The organism is Streptomyces sp. NPDC104309, assembly GCF_055584025.1.
This window is the reverse complement of record NZ_JBVJMV010000005.1, coordinates 127,819-142,853: the sequence shown is the minus strand read 5'-3', so window position 1 is coordinate 142,853 and position 15,035 is coordinate 127,819. Positions and strand designations below refer to the sequence as shown.

The 15,035-nt window shown below is 72.9% G+C and carries 9 protein-coding genes and 1 pseudogene; 3 read left to right on the top strand and 7 right to left on the bottom strand.

Annotated features, from left to right (window positions below; all coding sequences use genetic code 11):
• Position 1: 1 nt before the first annotated feature.
• The 3 genes from ACZ68L_RS09170 to ACZ68L_RS09160 all read left to right on the top strand — a co-directional run bounded on the left by ACZ68L_RS09170 (position 2) and on the right by ACZ68L_RS09160 (position 5,441).
• Entirely contained in the window at positions 2–2,815 is a 2,814-nt protein-coding gene (locus ACZ68L_RS09170) for an FtsX-like permease family protein (protein ID WP_469575498.1), read from the top strand.
• Positions 2,812–3,774 carry an ABC transporter ATP-binding protein gene (locus tag ACZ68L_RS09165; protein WP_469575497.1) on the top strand — a complete coding sequence of 321 codons (963 nt, stop codon included), beginning with the start codon at positions 2,812–2,814 and terminating at the stop codon, positions 3,772–3,774. The genes ACZ68L_RS09170 and ACZ68L_RS09165 overlap by 4 nt, the downstream gene beginning before the upstream one ends.
• A 113-nt stretch (positions 3,775–3,887) precedes the next feature.
• On the top strand, positions 3,888–5,441 hold the full coding sequence (locus tag ACZ68L_RS09160; RefSeq protein WP_469575496.1) for an alpha/beta hydrolase: 1,554 nt from the start codon (positions 3,888–3,890) through the stop codon (positions 5,439–5,441).
• Positions 5,442–5,893: 452 nt separating this feature from the next.
• Here the strand turns inward: ACZ68L_RS09160 and ACZ68L_RS09155 are convergent, their stop codons facing one another.
• From ACZ68L_RS09155 to ACZ68L_RS09125, 7 genes and pseudogenes are all read right to left on the bottom strand, one after another.
• Positions 5,894–6,583, bottom strand: coding sequence for a DUF8010 domain-containing protein (locus ACZ68L_RS09155; protein ID WP_469575495.1), 690 nt, complete (start codon positions 6,581–6,583; stop codon positions 5,894–5,896).
• The gene (locus tag ACZ68L_RS09150) at positions 6,580–7,002 is read right to left on the bottom strand and encodes an acyl-CoA thioesterase (protein ID WP_469575493.1); all 423 of its coding nucleotides are present in this window, start codon (positions 7,000–7,002) and stop codon (positions 6,580–6,582) included. The genes ACZ68L_RS09155 and ACZ68L_RS09150 overlap by 4 nt, the downstream gene beginning before the upstream one ends.
• 5 nt (positions 7,003–7,007) lie before the next feature.
• Positions 7,008–8,672, bottom strand: a complete 1,665-nt coding sequence (ettA, locus tag ACZ68L_RS09145) for an energy-dependent translational throttle protein EttA (protein WP_469575491.1) — start codon at positions 8,670–8,672, stop codon at positions 7,008–7,010.
• 229 nt (positions 8,673–8,901) lie between these two features.
• Entirely contained in the window at positions 8,902–10,320 is a 1,419-nt protein-coding gene (locus ACZ68L_RS09140) for a Cys-Gln thioester bond-forming surface protein (protein ID WP_469575490.1), read from the bottom strand.
• Positions 10,321–10,927: 607 nt separating this feature from the next.
• Positions 10,928–11,293 (bottom strand): annotated as a pseudogene (locus ACZ68L_RS09135) (single-stranded DNA-binding protein); the annotation flags it as partial.
• Between the two features lie 100 nt (positions 11,294–11,393).
• Entirely contained in the window at positions 11,394–13,361 is a 1,968-nt protein-coding gene (locus ACZ68L_RS09130) for a GTPase (protein ID WP_469575489.1), read from the bottom strand.
• Positions 13,358–15,010, bottom strand: coding sequence for a dynamin family protein (locus ACZ68L_RS09125; RefSeq protein WP_469575876.1), 1,653 nt, complete (start codon positions 15,008–15,010; stop codon positions 13,358–13,360). Before ACZ68L_RS09125 ends, ACZ68L_RS09130 begins: the two co-directional genes overlap by 4 nt.
• Positions 15,011–15,035: the final 25 nt, after the last annotated feature.

The window sequence follows — 15,035 nt, the reverse complement described above, 5'->3', positions numbered from 1 at the left end:
CATGAGTCCGCGCTTCGTCCGAGACCGTCGCGCCACGACCGCCTGCGCGCCCTGGGTCCGTACCCGGCTGCGTACCGCTCCCGGCACGGCCTGGGCGCTCGGGCTGCTGGTGCTGCTGACGGCGTTCCTCGCCGCCGCCTTCCCGCGTGCCGTCGACCGTTACGAGAACGAGGGACTGCGCCGTGCCATCGCCGCCGCGGACCCCGGGCTCAGCGTTCTGGAGCTGACCACACCGCAGCCCGGTCTGGAGGTGCCCCAGCCGCTGCGCGAGGAAGCGGTGCGCACGGCGTCGCTGGCGTCCGTCCATCGCACGGTGCTGTCCGGGCTGCCCGGCGTGGTGCGGCCCGACACCGCCCAGTCCGCGTACGGCTTCCGTACCACGACGCCGATCCCCGCCGGGGAGGGCTGGCTGCCGCGGCCCTACCTCATCGACCCGCAGCTGACGTACTCGACCGTGTCGGCCCTCCCGGACCACGCCACCCTGCGCGCCGGGGCCTGGCCCACCGCGCACGGCACGGTCACGGCGGACACACCGCAGGTGGAGGGCGCGGTCACCGAGGAGACGGCGAAGGCGCTGCGGATCAAGGTCGGCTCGACCATCTCCGTACCGACCCAGGGCGGCACACCGCTGACCGTACGCGTCACCGGCATCGTCGCCCCGGAGCGCCCCGAGGCCACCTACTGGTCGGCCCAGCCACTGCTCCGGACCCCGTCGCTCGTGGCCAAACCCGGGGCCATCGACCCCCGTTACTACTGGATCGCGGCCGTCCTGCTGCCACCGGACGCCGCGCCCGCGCTGCTCGCCACCGCCGGTCAGCCGGAGGCGTTCTGGCGGATCGCGCCGGACGCCTCCCCTCTCACCGCCACCGACGTGCCGGCACTGCGCTCGTCGATCGCCTCGCTGGAGGGCGGTCCCGGGCTGGTGAAGCTGCGTGCCGCGGCCGGCGAGAACGCCGCGCTCAAGACCGACCTGGACACGATCCTCAGCAGGTACGACACCCTGCGCGAGGCGATCGGCCCGGTCGTCACGGTCGCCGCCGTGGGCATCGGAGCGGTCGCCGCCGTCGTCCTGCTGATGACGGTCGGGCTGATGGCCGGGCGGCGCCGCGGCGAACTGGCCCTGCTGCGTGCGCGCGGTGGATCGCTGCGCGGCATCGGCGGCCGGCTGCTCGCCGAGACGACGGTGACCACGGTGCCCGCGGCGGCGCTGGGTCTGCTGCTCGCCGTACTGACCATCGGGGACGCCCGGCCGTGGCCCTCGGTCACCGGCGCGGTCGCCGTCGCCGTGTTCGTCTGCGTCGCCCTGCCGCTGCGTACGACGCTGCCGCACCGCAGACCGCAGGCGCACGGCGCCCGCGACGATCTGATGAGCGCCCGCCCGTCGCGGCGGCGCACGGTCGCCGAACTCACCGGGCTGGTGCTGGCCGTCGGCGCGGTCGTCGCCCTGCGCCGGCGCGGTACGGGCTCCGGCGACGGCGACCTGCTGATCAGCGCCGCCCCCGTGCTGGTCGGTCTGATCGCCGCCCTGGTCCTCGTCCGGCTGCTGCCGGTGCCGCTGCGTCTGGCCCAGCGCTCCGTCGCCCGGCGACGCGGCACGGTCGGTTTCCTGTCACTGGCCCGTGCCGGGCGCGCCTCGGCGGGCGGCGCGCTGCCGCTGCTCGCGCTGCTGCTCGCGCTGACCACGACGGCGTTCGGCGGCTCGGTGCTCGCGGGCATCGCGGACGCGCGGGACGACGCGGCGGTGCGTGCGATCGGCGCGGACGCCCGCATCAGCGGCCCCGGCAACTCCGTGCCGCTGCGGGACCGTCTGATCCGGGAGGTGCGGGGAGCGGGCGGCGTGCGGGAGGTGGCGGCTGTGGGGATCGAGTACGACGTCCTGCTGCCGCTCGACGGGACCGGGGACCCGCACACGAAGAACGCCACCCTGGTGGCCGTCGACCCGGCGACGTATGCCCGGCTGGCCCGCTCGACCGGCCTCGGGGCTTTCTCCGCCGACCGGTTGGGGGCCTCCGGCCCCGCGGCGCGGAAGGCGTCGGCGCCGTCGCGGGACCGGGTGCTGCCCGTCATCGCGTCGCCGTCCGTCGCCCAGCGGCTCGGTGACCGGACGCGCGATTTCTCCACGTCGGCCGGGAACTTCAGCGCGCGGGTGGCGGGTGTCGTCACCCGCACTCCCGCCGTTCCCGGCAGCGACTTCCTGATCGTCGACGCCGCGTCGCTCAGCCGCCCGCGGACCACCACCCTGCTGGTCACCGGCGGCTCCCTGGACGCGGAGGCGTTGCGCACGGCGGCGCACCGCGCGGGCAAGGACGTCACCGTGCGGCTGCGCACCGAGGAACGCGAGACGTTCGTCGACACCCCCGTGCAGCGGGGTGCCGGGAAGATCTACGCGGCGGCGATCGTGGCCGGGGCGGGCTACGCCCTGCTGGCCGTCCTGCTGTCGTTGCTGCAGACCGCCCCGGAACGCACCGCCCTGCTGGCCCGGCTGCGGGTCATGGGCCTCACCTCCCGGCAGGGCAGACGGCTCCTCGGACTCGAAGCGATGCCTCAGGCGCTGCTGGCCGCCGTCGGCGGGCTGCTCGTCGGCTGGGCGACGACCGCCCTGCTGGCGCCGGGCATCGACCTGGTGGGCCTCGCGCTCTCCACCGGATCCGCAGCCGCCGCACCCGACACCGTCCCGCTGCGGACCGACCCGTGGTCACTGACGCTCCCGGCGCTCGGCGTGGTCGTCCTCACCGCCGCGGTGGCCACCGTCCAGGCCTGGTGGACCGGCCGCCGCGGATCGATCACCGAACTCAGGGCAGGAGACCCCCGATGACGTCGCCGTCGACCGACACCACACTGGCCGAACTCGAACAGCGGGCCGCCGCCCGCCGCGACCGGCCCTCGTACGGGCACGACGCGCTGATCGCCTGCGACCGTCTGGTCCGCATCTTTTCCGCGGACGGGGTCGAGGTGCAGGCCCTCCAGGGCCTCGATCTGCTGGTCGCCGAGGGCGAGTTGATGGCCCTCGTCGGCGCGTCCGGCAGCGGCAAGTCGACCCTGATGAACATCCTGGCGGGCCTCGACGTGCCCACGGCCGGGTCGGCGAAGGTCTCTGGCTGCGATCTGCTGTCGATGGGCCCGAAGGAACGGCTCCGCTACCGCCGGGACATCGTCGGGTTCGTCTGGCAGCAGACCGCCCGCAATCTGCTCCCGTACCTCACCGCCGTACAGAACATCACCCTGCCGATGCAGCTGCGCGGCCGGGGCCGCAACCGTGAACGGGCCGAACGCGCCGAGTCGTTGCTCCGGATGCTGGGGCTGGAGGAGTGCCGCGACCGGCGCCCGCAGCAGCTCTCCGGCGGCCAGCAGCAGCGGGTGGCCATCGCCGTCGCGCTCGCCAACCGTCCTTCGGTGCTGCTCGCCGACGAGCCGACCGGCGAACTCGACTCGGCCTCCGGCGAGCAGGTCTTCGCCGCGTTCCGCCGTGCCAACGAGGAGCTCGGCACCACGATCGTGATCGTCACGCACGACCAGGCGGTGGCGAGCGAGGTCCGTCGTACGGTCGCCATCCGGGACGGCCGTACGTCCTCCGAGGTGCTGCGCCGCACCGAGGTCGACGCGGCGACGGGCCTGGAGTCCCAGGTGGCGCGCGAGTACGCGATGCTCGACCGCGCGGGCCGCCTGCAACTGCCCGCCGACTACACGGAGGCCCTCGGGATGGAGCACCGCGTGATGCTGGAGCTGGAGCAGGACCACATCGGGGTCTGGCCGGACGACCAGCCGCGCCCGTGACGGGTGTTGGTGGTGCTGGCCCCAGGTCGCTCCGGCCGGGTGGCCCGATGTTCCCGCGCCGCGTACGCCCCTAGCGTCGTGCGGGAGTCATCCACCTGATCCCGAGGAGCACGATGCGCGGCACCACCGCACTGGGCACCGCCGGCCTGGGCCTGACCTGTTTACTCGCGGGCACGGTGCCCGCGACGGCCGTCCCAGCCGCCCCTGCCACCCCCACCCACCAACGGCTCGTCTGGGGCCCCTGCTCGCCGCAGCAGCGGGAGCTGAACGAGGCGGGCGCGCAGTGCGCGAAGGTGACCGTCCCCCTCGATTACTCCGATCCCGGCGGAGCGACGATCCGGATCGCCGTCTCCCGTATCAAGGCCGGTACCGGGCACGGGAAGCGGCGGGGCATCCTGCTGTCGAATCCGGGCGGACCGGGCGGCACCGGACTCGCCAGCACCCTGCTTCTGCGGCCCGCCTTGAAGGACGTGGCCGACCGCTACGACCTGATCGGCTTCGATCCCCGTTTCCTCGGCGAGTCCACGCCCATCGCCTGCGACCCCGCCGCCCCGACGCCCGCGCCCGGCCCGACCACCACTCGCCGCGAGGACTTCGAGCGGTCGGTGCGGTCCGCCCGTGACACCGCGCGCCGCTGCCGGGACCACGGGGACAACGCACGGCTCCTGCCGCACGCCACGTCCCGCAACGTCGCCCGCGACATGGACGCGATTCGCGCGGCACTGGGCGAGCGCAGGCTGTCGTATTACGGCGTCTCGTACGGTGCCGACCTGGGGGCCGTCTACACCCAGATGTTCCCCCGCCGCGCCGACCGCGTCGTCCTCGACTCCTCGACCGACCCGTCCGCCACCCAGTACGAACTCTTCCAGCGGGCGGGCAAGCCGCTCGAAGAGGCCCTGGACGCCTGGGCCGGGTGGGCCGCCGGGCACGACGCCACCTACCGGCTCGGCGGCACGCCCGCCCGAGTGCGGTCGAGCGTGCAGCAGTTGCTCGACGGGGCGGAGCGGCGCCCGGTCACCGTCTCGGGCGTACGGCTCGACGCGCCGTTGCTGCGGCTGGTGCTGAGGCAGCTCATCCAGCACGAGGAGTACGACCCGGCGCTCGCCGGTACCGTGCGCGACCTGGCCGACGCCGCCGCGGGCAGGCCGGTCGAGCCCGGCCCCGAGCTCGCCGCCATACTGGAGCTGCTCGCCTCGCCCGAGCTGGCGGACAGCATGCTGGGCGGGGCCCTGTTCATGTGCGGTGACAGCGGCTGGCCGGCCGGTGGCTGGCCGAGCGACCCGGAGACGTACTGGAAGAACATGGAGCGCAGCCGCGCCGTCCAGCCCGTCTTCGGCCCGATCGTCAACAGCATGATGGCCCCGTGCGCGTTCTGGCCGAGCACGTCCCGCGAGCCCGCCACGGTGATCGGCAACGACGTGCCCGTACTGATGCTCCAGGCCCGGCGCGACAACAACGTCCCGTACGAGGGGGCGCTGGCGCTGCACCGCCGCCTGGCCGGTTCACGGCTGGTGACGGCGGACATCCGCTCGCACGGGGTGTACGGGCGCGGACTCGACGGCCTCACCCCCGTCCCCTGCGCCGACGCAGCCGTCGACGACTATCTGCGCGACAACACGCTGCCCGCCGCCGACCTGACCTGCCCGCGCACCGGGGAGGACCGCTGATCAGCAGACGTACGGGCCTGGCGGCCACGGCGGCGGCCCTGTTCACCGCGGCGTCCGGCCCCGCGGCGACGGCCGCCGCACCCCGTCACGCCCGCGGGCTCCGCAGGCGTCTCCAGAGCGACGTGGACGCGATCCTGGCCACCGGAGCCACCGGCGTACTGGCCGGGGTGCAGAGCGCCCACGGCCGGACGGCCGCCCGCGCCGGCTCCGCCGACCTGTGGGCCCCGCACCACCCGGTCCCCCGGGACGCCTACTACCGGATCGGCAGCGACACCAAGACCTTCACGGCCACGCTCGCCCTCCAGCCGGCTGCTGCGCCCGGCGCAGCCGGCGGCGATGAAGGAGACGGTCGCGGCCGAGGGCTGGATCGCGGCGCCGGGGGTCCGATACGGACTGGGCATCGCCTGGCGCCCGGTGGCCGGGAGCGACGGCTCCGGTCGTCGGGCCGGGGCTCAGCCCGCGCCCACCGTCACCGCGAGCGTGCCGAGTCCGCTGCGCGGACCGCGCAGGGCGATCGAGCCGAACGGGGTACGCAGCCGCAGCCAGGACCCGGCCGCGAGCAGGGCGACGGGGAAGTCCGGCGCCGGGCGGAGGAAGCCCAGGGACTGGGCGGCGTGGACGGCCCTCAACGGAAGCTCGGTGGAGCCGACCGTGCGCGACCAGATCTCGCGGCCGATCAGGTCCCGCTCCGCCCGGGTGCGGCGGTCCTCGGGCAGTGCCTCGTCGCGGGAGCGGAACTCCGCCACCGCCCCGGTGACCGCCGTGCGCAGGGAGACCGGGTCGGGCAGGCCGGACACTTCGTGCCAGCCACCGCGGGGCGGCAGGACACCCGTCCACGGCGGCCCGGTGACCGGTGCGGGCAGGGCGCCCGAACCGGCTGCCACGCCCTCGACGTCGAGGGATTCGAGGAGCTCACCGGCGGACACCGTGACGTCGAACTCGTGCGATCCGGCCAGCCGCGCCGCCCGGATCGCCAGCACCTCGAACGACGGCGGCCTGCCGAACACGGCCAGCGCGCCGCCGCCCGCCTGCATCCGCACGGCGGCGGCGCGGTCGTAGTGGAGCAGCCGACCGAGGAAGCCCGCGAGATCCGCGGCCTCCCTCGTGTCGGCGAACTCCAGCGTCCTCACGGGCACCGTCATGCTGCGGCGGGCTCCTCGGCCAGGTACTGCTGGAGGAAGAGCTTCTCCTCGGCGGAGATCCGCCGCGGCCGCTCCTCCGTCAGGTTGTACGGCACGACGACGGTCGTGGCGCGCACGTACACCTGGTCCGGGTCCTTGATCTCGTACGCGATCGTCAGCGACGCGGCGCCGATCTTCGTGACCCAGGACTCGACGGTCACCGGCTCGTGCCGGTGGACCAGCGGCCGTACGTAGTCGATCTCGTGCCGGGCCACGACGGACCCGCCCGAGAAGGACGGCGAACCGTCCCCCGGCGCCAGCCGGAACATGAAGTCGATGCGCGCCTCCTCCAGATAGCGGAGGAAGACCACGTTGTTGACGTGGCCGAAGGCGTCCATGTCCGACCAGCGCAGCGGGCAGTTGTAGATGTGACGTGCCAAGACGATCAGCCTCGCGTGAGCTTCTTGTACGTGGCACGGTGCGGACGGGCCGCGTCCGCACCGAGGCGGTCGACCTTGTTCTTCTCGTACGACTCGAAGTTGCCCTCGAACCAGTACCACTTGGAGTCGCCCTCGTACGCCAGGATGTGCGTGGCGACGCGGTCCAGGAACCAGCGGTCGTGGGAGATGACCACCGCGGCGCCCGGGAACTCCAGCAGCGCGTTCTCCAGCGAGGACAGGGTCTCGACGTCGAGGTCGTTGGTGGGCTCGTCGAGGAGCAGCAGGTTGCCGCCCTCCTTGAGCGTCAGCGCGAGGTTGAGGCGGTTGCGCTCACCACCGGACAGGACGCCGGCCGGCTTCTGCTGGTCCGGGCCCTTGAAGCCGAACGCGGAGACGTAGGCCCGCGAGGGCATCTCGACCTGGCCGACGTTGATGTAGTCCAGCTCGTCCGAGACGACGGCCCAGAGGGTCTTCTTCGGGTCGATGTTGGCACGGGACTGGTCGACGTAGGAGATCTTGACCGTGTCACCGATCTTGATGGAGCCGGTGTCCGGGGTCTCCAGGCCCTGGATCATCTTGAACAGCGTGGTCTTGCCCGCGCCGTTCGGACCGATGACGCCGACGATGCCGTTGCGCGGCAGCGTGAACGACAGGTCGTCGATGAGGACCTTGTCGCCGAAGGCCTTCGAGAGGTTCTCGACCTCGACGACGATGGAACCGAGCCGCGGGCCCGGCGGAATCTGGATCTCCTCGAAGTCCAGCTTCCGCATCTTGTCCGCCTCGGCCGCCATCTCCTCGTAACGGGCGAGACGTGCCTTGGACTTGGTCTGCCGGCCCTTGGCGTTGGAGCGGACCCACTCCAGCTCTTCCTTGAGCCGCTTGGCGCGCTTCTCGTCCTTGCGGCCCTCGACCTTGAGGCGGGTGGCCTTCTTGTCGAGGTACGTGGAGTAGTTGCCCTCGTAGGGCAGGGCACGGCCGCGGTCGAGTTCGAGGATCCACTCGGCGACGTTGTTCAGGAAGTAGCGGTCGTGGGTGACCGCGACCACGGCGCCCGCGTACTTCGAGAGGTGCTGCTCCAGCCAGTTGACCGACTCGGCGTCGAGGTGGTTGGTGGGCTCGTCGAGGAGGAGCAGGTCCGGGGCCTCGATCAGCAGCTTGCAGAGCGCGACGCGGCGCTTCTCGCCACCGGAGAGGTTGACGACCGGCCAGTCGCCGGGCGGGCAGCCCAGGGCGTCCATGGCCTGCTCCAGCTGGGCGTCCAGGTCCCACGCGCCCGCGTGGTCCAGGTCCTCCTGGAGCTTGCCCATCTCCTCCATCAGCGCGTCGGAGTAGTCGGTCGCCATGAGCTCGGCGACCTCGTTGAAGCGCTTGAGCTTGCCCATGATCTCGGCGGCGCCGTCCTGGACGTTCTCCAGGACCGTCTTCGACTCGTCGAGCTGCGGCTCCTGCATGAGGATGCCGACGCTGAAACCGGGCGACAGGAACGCGTCACCGTTGGACGGCTGCTCCAGGCCCGCCATGATCTTCAGCACCGTGGACTTACCGGCGCCGTTGGGGCCCACCACACCGATCTTCGCCCCGGGCAGGAAGTTCAGATTGACGTCATCAAGGATCACCTTGTCGCCGTGCGCCTTGCGCGTCTTGCGCATGCTGTAGATGTACTCAGCCAAGAGAAACCGTCCGGCTATCGATGTGTGGGCAGATACACCCCATCTTGCCTGACGTCCATCCCGGGACGGAAACCAGTCCGGTTCGTGGTACGCCTTCCGCGGCTCATGGCACGCGCCGCCTCCCGCGTCCCGGCACGCGTCGGCCCCGGTACGCCATTGCGCACCGGGGCCGAGGTCGGGCGGGTGTGACGGTCCGCCCACCGTTCGTCACTCCGTGGTCAGCTGCTGATCACTGGGCGGAGGACTGCGTCTTGCGCTTGCGGAGCATGAAGACCGCGCCGCCGCCGACGACGACGAGGGCGATCGCGACGCCCGCGATGACCGGGGTGGCGCTGGAGCCACCGGTCTCGGCGAGGTCACCCGAGCCACCGGTCGAGCCGCCACCGGTCGTGGCCGGGGCGGGCTTGTCACCGCCGGTCTGGGTGTCGGTGCCGGTGCCGCCGCCGGTGCCGCTGCCGCTGGTCTTGCAGTCCAGGACGCCCTTGAACGTCTTGCTGAAGCCACCGGGGCCGGTCACCGTGATGTCGTACGCCTGGTCCTCGGCGACCGGGACGGTCACGGTCTCGGACTTGCCCGCCTCGACGGTGTGCTCCGCTCCGGCCAGCTCGAAGGTGAACGCCTCGTCGCCCTGGTTGGTCGCGGTGACGTCCACGCCGCCCTTGACGCAGTTCTTCTTGGCCGACACGGCCGGGATCGCGCCCTGCTTGGCCCAGGTCGCGTTGGCGGTCGCGGAGACCGTGGACTCGCTGGAGCCGGCCAGGATCATGGTCTGGCTCTTGGTCACCCCGGCGAAGACCCTGCCGACCGGCACCGACGTGGTGGCCTGGACGGTCAGCGAGGCCGAGCCGTCGGCGGCGCCCGCCGGAACGTCGAAGTAGAGCTGGGCACCGTCGACCGCGGCCGTCACGGGCTTGCCGGCCTTGTCGGTGACCTTGACACCGCTGGCGGCGTCGGCGGGCGGGGTCACGGAGACCTGACCCGCGTTGGTGTGGACGGTGATCGGGCCGAGCCGCTCGCCGGACTTGCCGGAGACCGCGGCCGGGTCCAGGGCGAGGGACGCCTTGGGCTCGGCCTGGTCGGCGGCGTTCTGCTCCAGCCAGTCGGCGAGCTTCTCGGCCTGGCTGTCGGTCGCGTCGACATCGGCGTCGTCCGAGTAGCGCCAGATCGCGACCTGGGTGCCCGCCGCCGCGGTCTTCTCGGTGAGCGGTCCGGTGCCGGCCTGCTGGGCGAGCGCCGCGAGGTCGTCGACCTGCGGGTAGGAGTGCTCCAGGATCCAGCGGATCTTGCCCGCGTTCTTGTTGCTGCCGAGCGAGGTCTGGTTCCAGGGGGTCTCCAGGTACTTCGCCTGGTCCTGGGTGGGGTTGTGGATGTCGATGCAGTACGTCTTGAGCTTGCCGCCGCCGTCGACGGTCATCTCGAAGAGCCCGGCGGGCACCGGCTCGTTCCTGCCGCCCGCGTGGAGCACGGCGCGGTCGTAGGTCTTCAACCCGTCCAGGACCGCTGCCGCGCCACCTTGATGCTGCGGCGCCTCATCGGCGACCGCGCTGCCCGCACCGACAAGGGTGCCTGCCATGACCAGACCGGATGCCACCACCGATGCGGCCAGCCGGGCCATGCCCCGCCGCCGTGGAGTACGGGTCGTCTCCATGGACGACGAAACGGTCGCTGAAGAAGCAGAAAACACAGAATTCCCCTCCGGGCGAGACCCTCCGCGCCTGATGCGCGTGTGGGGACTGTCTCGCCAGTCGACTCAAGTACCCCGTGAGTACGGGGGAATCCTAAGGAGGAAGAGATGAACAATCCCCCTTCATACCGTCGTACAACCATTCCGAATCGGAATCGTTATCGCCGGTATCGCGCGCGGCGCCTCGACGCCCCTCGATCCGACTTCCCGTCAGATCCGCCCCCTCGCTCCGGTCCGGTCATGACACCGACGCGAGTTCCTGAGCACGCTTCTGACGCACCGTCGGCCGCCGCACCCGCTGTCGGCCGACCCGTTCGGCCCGTTCGGCCTGCTCGGCCTGCTCGGCCTGCTCGGGCTGCTCGGGCTGCTCGGCCTGTTCGCCCCCTCCCTCCCGCTCGTCCCCCGCGCCCCGTGACGCCTCGCGCGAACCACCCGGCCGCGCCTCGCCCACCTCCCGTGCTTCCCGCGTCTCCCGCGCGGGGCCGCCCGACCAGTCCGGCTCGTCCGGGCGCCCCGGTCCGTCGGCCTGGTCCACCGCGCCGTCCGCACTCCCCCGGCGTGCCGACGGCCCCGGCTCGCTCCTCACCACCCGCCGGAACGCGGCCGTCCCCCGGGTCAGATCGTGTCCCACGGCAACCGCCTCGATGTCCACGAACGTCCGGCGCCGGCCCTCCCGTTCCTCCTCGCGGACCTTCAACCTGCCGTGCACGACGAGTGGTTCCCCGACCGAGACGGAAGCGGTCAGATTCGACGCCAGAGTCCGCCAGGCCCACACGGTGTAGAAGCTGGTGTGCCCGTCCGTCCAGAGCTGTTTCTCGCGATCCCAACGGCGTGGTGTCACCGCGAACCTGAATCGCGCCATTCCGCCGGTCGCCGTCTCCCGGAACTCCACGCCCGTCGCCGCGTTTCCCACCAGTGTCACCAAGGTGTCGTTCATGACTCCGCCTCCCCTTCGGCCTTCGGCTCCAGTGACCGCGCGGGTGCGGTCGCTTGTCCCAGGTTGAAGGGAAGGCGGAAATGCCGCTGATGCCTGTGGACTACCGGACAGTTGTGGAAAACTCCGTCACCGCCACGTACCGCTCCCGCACCTCGCGGTAGCGCACGAGTTCCGCGGCCACCGGATCGAGCACCCGCGCCCGGCCGCAGGCCGCCGCCGCCTCGCGCAGTTGCCGCTCGGCCTCCTGTCCGTACCGTCGCGCGGGCCCCCGGGCCGCGGCCGCGCACGACCACTCCACCAGCGGGCCTCCGACGACCCCGGCCAGCATCACCAGGGCGGGCGTGAGGAACCCGGGTGCGAGTACCCCGACGATCTGGCCGACCAGCCAGAGTCCGCCGAAGATCTGCAGCAGCGTCATCGATGCCTGTGCCAGCACGGCGGCGGGCCACCACCTGGGCCGCGGCGGCCTCCCGCCCACGCGACCGCTGTGCGCCACACCGGAGGCCCCGGCCACCCCGGTCGCCACGACCGTCGAACCGCCCGGACCCGCCGCACCGCGCACGCCACCCGCCTCACCGGCGCCGCCGCCCATGTCCCCGGCACCGCCCTGCGGCCGTCCGCGCCCGTCCGCGGCGCCGGCCCTCTCCGCCAGTTCGTCGAGCGCCTCCGGCAGCCCCTCGGCACCCTTCACCGCGGCCTCGCGGACCGCCTGGGCCCAGGGACCGGGCAGTCCGTCGGCGGCCCCGTCCGCCACCGTCCGCACCGCCTGTTCGACGCGTTGCCGGGCGGTGAGCCGTTCCTCGGGGGGTGCGGGCCGCGCCGGGCACTCCAGGCTTCCCGGTCGCCGGGTGGACTCGTACCAGCGCCACAGCCGCAACCACGGTGTGCCGCACGCCCGTCCGGCGTTCCTGCGCCATTCGCGCTCGGCCGCCTGGCCCGCCGCGCCCGCTCCGACGGCTTCCGCGAGCCGGTCGGCGAACTCCTCGCGGGCGCGTTCGCCCAGACCGGGGCGCCCCTCGGCGACGTACAACGGACGCAGCCTGGCCGCGGCGGCGTCCACGTCCGCGGAGAGCCTGCGTGCGGCGGCCGTGCGCTCCTGGACGAACCGGCCGAGCACCTCGCGCAGTTCGCCCATGCCTTCGCCGGTGAGCGCGGACAGGGACATGACGGTGGCGCCCGGTTCGCCGTGTTCGCCGAGCGCCATGCCGTCCTCGTCGAGCAGCCGGCGCAGATCGTCGAGGATCTGGTCGGCGGCGTCGCCGGGCAGCCGGTCGATCTGGTTGAGCACGACGAAGGTGATCTCGGCATGCCCGGCGAGCGGTCGCAAGTAGCGTTCGTGCAGGGCCGCGTCCGCGTACTTCTCCGGGTCGACGACCCAGATCACCGCATCGACCAGCGCGAGCACCCGGTCGACCTGATCACGGTGCCCGGTCGCCGCCGAGTCGTGGTCGGGCAGGTCGACGAGGACGAGCCCCTGGAGCGCCTCGTCGGCGTCCGGACCGCCCTGCTGCGGCCTGCGCCGGAGCCGTCCGGGGATGGCGAGCCGGTCCAGCAGTCCGGCGGCCCCGTCGGTCCAGGAGCAGGCGATGGGGGCGGCGGTGGTCGGCCTGCGCAGCCCGGTGTCGGAGATCTGGACGCCCGCGAGGGAGTTGAAGAGCGTCGACTTGCCGCTGCCGGTCGCTCCGGCGATGGCGACGACGGTGTGCCGGGAGGAGAGCCGCCGACGGGCCGCCGCTTCGTCGAGCACGCGCCCCGCTTCGGCGAGGGTGGCCCGGTCGAGCCTGGCCCTGGACAGTCCGACGAGTTCACGCAGCGCGTCGAGCCGCGGCCCGAGCGGACCGCCGGAGGGTACGTACGCCTCGACCTGCGGCGGACGTACGTCGTCGTCCGGGGCGGCACCGTGCTCGGAGTTCGCCGCCTTGACGGCCGCGCGCCGGGCGATGAGCCCGTCGTTCCAGTCGCCGCGCGCCTGGGGCGCCCGGCCCCGGGCCGGGCGGTCCTGGTCACGGTCCTCGTGAGAGGCGGGACTCTCGCCCCGGCCGGGCCCCTCGTCAATGACGGCAGTCATCGCTGCCACCTCTCCTTCTGCAGTACGGACAGGGCGGCGATCAGTTCGGCCTGCGGCTCCGGCGCCACGTCGAGTGCGTCGAGCGGCGCGAGCCGCCGGTCGCGCTCGCCGTCCAGCACCCGGTCGAGGCAGTCGGTGAGCAGGGCGCCGCCCTTGTCGCGCAGCCGCAGCGCACCCTGGGCACCGATCCGTTCGGCAAGCTGTTCGCCGGCGCCGCGGGTGCGCCGGCCGCCGAGCAGTGCGGCGGCCAGCAGCGCCGTCACGGTCTCGGCGTCCGGCGCGGCGTTGCGTTCGAGTCGGCGCACCTCTTCCTCGGAGAGTTCCTCCAGCACCCGCCACCAGCGTCGTACGGCCATGGCGATCCGGCCCCGGATGTCCTCGGCGGGCCCCCACCCCCCGGCCTCCCGGCCGACGTCCTCGAAACCGAAGACCCCGGCCGCGGGCTCGCGCCGCCAGGTCGTGCGGATCTGTTCGTCGGCGGCTGCCACGGCGCACTGCAGAAGTGCGGCGAGACTCTCCACCAGCGCTTCGAGGAGTTCCTCGGAGGTGCTGTACAGCGGGTATCCGCGCCATCGGGTGCGGGCGTCCCCGGCGAGCACACCACCGTTGGCCAGACGCCGCCGGACCCGGGCGCCCTCCGTGCGGTACGCGTCCTCGACCACGCCGGTCAGCCGCACGGCGGCCGCGTGCTGCGCCGCGACGGCCCCGGCCAGCGCGGGCATCCGCACGTCCAGCGAGTCGACGACCCCGGCCGCCGTGCGCCCGACCGCCTGCTGGCGGGCCGCCGGGTCCTGGGCGCGGTGGGTGAGCCAGGCCCGCAACGGGGCGACCGCGGTGGTGGGAAGCAGCCCGCTGCCGCCGCCGGCCGATTCGGGCAGTTCGGGAATGGTGAAGCGAGGCACCTCACCGAGGCCCGCCTTGGTGAGCAGCGCCCCGTACTGCCGCGAGACCTCGGCGATCACCTGGTGCGGCACCCGGTCGAGGACGATGACGAGCGAGGCGTCGTACTCCTTGGCGGTACGCAGCAGATGCCACGGCACCGCGTCCGCGTACCGGGAGGCCGTGGTCACCATGACCCACACGTCAGCGGCGGAGATCAGCTCGGCGGCCAGCACCCGGTTGCGTACCACGAGCGAGTCGATGTCGGGAGCGTCGAGCAGCGCGAGCCCGCGCGGCAACCCGGTGGCGGTCTCGACGCGCAGCACGGTGCCGTCCTCGTCCTCGCTCCCGTCGAGGTCGTCCCGCTCGTCGCACCGGCCCTGATCCCCCGACTCCTCCGGCGGCAGCCAGACCCGGGTGAGCTGTGGCAGCACACGGCCCCCGGCGAACCAGTGGTGATCGTCCGGATGGCAGACGACCACGGGTGTCCGCGTGGTCGGCCGCAGCACCCCGGCCTCGCTGACCAGCCGTCCCACCAGCGAATTGACGAGCGTCGACTTCCCGGCCCCGGTGGAGCCGCCGATCACCGCGAGCAGGGGCGCTTCAGGATCCCTGAGCCGGGGAAGCAGATAGTCGTCGAGCTGGGCGAGCAGCTCGCTCCGGGTCTGGCGAGCGCGTGGGGCGCCCGGCAGCGGAAGTGGAAGACGCACGGCAGCGACACGGTCGCGCAGGGCGGAAAGTGCGTCGATGAGCTGAGGCCGTACGTCCAAGGTCACCACATGCGAAGAATGCCCA